We start from the raw sequence: 2,947 nt of genomic DNA, 5'->3' as shown, positions 1-2,947 counted from the left end.
CGTGCCGATGCCTTCGGGCTGTGGGCCGAGTATACCCGTGAAATGACCGCATGAATGCACGAGGTGCAGATCACTGCACCCAGCGGACAACAACTTGGCAATGCCGGACAAATCAATGGGGCGTGGCCGTCGCTTACAAAGTGTGGATCGTAGCGATGGTTGATCTCGCGAATTACCTTTCGATACGTCGGAGCCTTATCTGTGCAAATCGACAAGGGGCGGTGTCGCCGTACACGTTCAATGGCCTTGTTCAGAAAGGCTTTTGCAGCTTTTGCATCGCGTCTGGCAGTGAGCCTGAAATCGACCAATTGGCCGTTGGCATCAATCGCGCGCCAGAGGTAACGCCATTTTCCACCAACGCGGATGTAGGTCTCATCCACGTGCCAATTCAGGCTTGCACGGCTGAGATGACGCTCGGCCCGCCTGGACAGTTCCGGCCCAAACTTTTGCACCCATCGAAAGACCGTCGCGCGATCAACATCCAGCCCTCGCTCGGCCAGCAGGTCAGTCACATCCTGATAGGACAAAGGGTAGCGAAGATACATCCGAACCGCACACAGGATGATCTCCGCGGGAAACCGGTGGCGCTTGAACGGCTGTTTGCTCGACATGTAGAAGTCCTTTCATCAACAACTTCACGACAAGATGGCCGTTAATGCAACAGTCCCACATAGCAGGTGCGCGCGCCCTGACGCGTGACCGAAAGCGGCGGGTTCTCGGCATCACAAGTCGTGGCCTTGGCCTCAAGCCCCACGATCATGTTGCCATTCGCATCATAGCTGAAATTGGTGTTCTGCCCCGCAGTGGTGAAACACAGAATTCTTTCTCAGAAACCCCTCGATTTGCACGATAGAATTCTATTTCCAATAACTCTCCACATAGCCGTCGATTACAGCCATATAGTTTATGCATCTGGCCAGAATGACCTCAAAATCCTCTGACACTATGATTCTGTCGCTCCGGCAGTCACCAGTAATATGACCAAAATATCCCAAATCCAGTGGTTTATCAAAAAGCTGGAATTCAAGTTTATCGGCGCTTCCGCGATGTGCGTGTCGATATTTTAAACCATAGAGATAGGGCGCTGTCTCGTCCGGTAATTCAATAGAGATACTCGTGGTCTTCACCCGAGCTCCTGCGACCTTTATGTTGTCGCCAAGGCTGTATCCGCGCCCCGTGTCCTGTACTGCACGCGTGACAGCCTCCCAAACCTGTCGAACGGTGTTACGTGGAAAGTCATACGTGCTGCCGGGACCTGTGGGCGGCTCGTGTCGGCAGAAATAACCTCTTGCCTTGGAAATAAACCATGGATGCTTTTGTGCCTGATCAATTGGCAAGCCGAGTTCACTCGCAGCCCATGACCAAGAGGCGAGCACCTCATCTGGGAGGGTTGAGTGTAGCGCGCCATTGGGTTCACGGAAGGCGGGCTCTAGTATAGCCTTGAGGCTAAAGTTTTCCCGAAACTGTGTCATCTTTACCTCTGCGCTAAAACGGTCTTAAACCGCGCCCCGGACCAATGACCGGCACAGGTAACTGAGGGCCATTCTGAATGCTGCGACTGATTGAATCAAGGGCACCTCGAGTCGCTTCGACCGCGCGCGCGCAGGGGTCGCCACGCCAATCCAGGACGCAACGGGCGGATACTTCTGCCCGATCAGTATGCCACGGTATCAGGCGCCAGAGAAAGGCGGGGAATAACCTCCTGCCCTTCTCTCCCGCTGAGCAAACCATGCAATTACTCGGCCTGCAATCTTCTGTGTTTCAGAAAGCTGCTTGTCATCATCAACTGTGAACTTAACCAGCTCTAGCTGCCCCTCTATATCGGTAAGAAAGCGTCGAATGTCATTTTCTTCAATTGCAACAACCGCTACTTCACCACGCTGAATTGAACGCTGTACAGCATCAGCCGAAGCCGATCCATCGACGTGATCAGAGCAAGTCGCCAGAATTTCCGATATCACATCCGGGTAAATAAATTTCGAGGTCATGGCGACCTATTCCTCAAAATGGTGACAATAGTCCTTCCGGCATCCTCGGTAACAACGCTCACATTTCCAGACGTATAAATTGCCCGAGGCACACCGTTAACCGTTGTCGTCCTCACCGAGCCACCGTTGATGACATCCTCAACCATATTAGGCGTAACATTACGACCGGGGCCGTCCGCACCAGCTGGTGTTCCAAGGCCGCTTGGTTGCGTCCGATCAACGGCGTGTCGCGGATAGTTACGTCCGCCAATTTGCGCATAATCACGGCTACCTATAGTGACCTTGGGGTAGTCATTCCAACTTCCCCAAAGAAGACTTCCCGTATTTGGGGCATTCACCCCTATATTGCTACCGCTCCGTGCTGTCTGCCGCACGACCACGCGGGCGCCAGCGCCAAAACCACCCCCGGGCTCACCCATGCTGTCTATGGCAAGTGCCGTCGCTGCCGCTTCCGTGAAACGAGGATATTTGGCGGCCGCACGGCGCGCCAGTTCGAGCCCTGCGCGCAAAATCCCGCGCGCCGCCGCGCCGCCAACCATGGTGCTGGCTATATCGAGGCTCGAGCGTGAATAGGTGTCAGACCCGCCATCGCTGCCATCCCAGCCAGAGCTGGATGTTGGTGCATTTGCATAATCCCCGCTTCCAAGCAAGGCTATGGCAGCACCAATTGCAATGGCTGCGATGGGCACAACATTCCCGTTGGGGTCGAGCAGATTCACCGGGTCGTTGAAGGAGTAGGAGTACCGGTTGGTTCCGACGCCAGCCTGAGTGACCTCGAACCAGTCGGGCTGGAGGAACAGGCCGAGTTTGGGGTCGTAGTAGCGGGCGTTGAGATACTGCAGCCCCGCATCTTCGTCAAACCGCTCGCCGATCCAGCCTTTGGTCTCAGGCAGGGTCTGGCTGGGCGCAAGGCCTGCGGTCTTTTCTCCCCAGGGATTGAAGCTGTGGTTCTCCACGCG

The 2,947-nt window shown here is 55.2% G+C and carries 4 protein-coding genes; all 4 read right to left on the bottom strand.

Going from position 1 to position 2,947, the window contains the following annotated elements; genetic code table 11:
* Window positions 1-611, bottom strand: a 611-nt coding sequence (locus tag PUT78_RS23250) for an IS6 family transposase (RefSeq protein WP_274354600.1), incomplete at its 3' end; no start/stop codon positions are given.
* 246 nt (window positions 612-857) lie between these two features.
* Window positions 858-1,472 (bottom strand): hypothetical protein, encoded by a 615-nt coding sequence (locus PUT78_RS23245; protein ID WP_274354599.1) that lies wholly within the window; start codon window positions 1,470-1,472, stop codon window positions 858-860.
* A gap of 198 nt (window positions 1,473-1,670) precedes the next feature.
* Window positions 1,671-1,988, bottom strand: a complete 318-nt coding sequence (locus tag PUT78_RS23240) for a hypothetical protein (protein WP_274354598.1) — start codon at window positions 1,986-1,988, stop codon at window positions 1,671-1,673.
* A partial coding sequence (locus tag PUT78_RS23235) for an RHS repeat-associated core domain-containing protein (RefSeq protein WP_274354597.1) occupies window positions 1,985-2,947 on the bottom strand: 963 nt, incomplete at its 5' end. The genes PUT78_RS23240 and PUT78_RS23235, both read right to left, overlap by 4 nt.

It is taken from the genome of Roseinatronobacter alkalisoli, from assembly GCF_028745735.1.
Lineage (GTDB): Bacteria > Pseudomonadota > Alphaproteobacteria > Rhodobacterales > Rhodobacteraceae > Roseinatronobacter > Roseinatronobacter alkalisoli.
The sequence above is the reverse complement of the archived record's forward strand: the minus strand, read 5'-3'. Positions and strand labels throughout refer to the sequence as shown.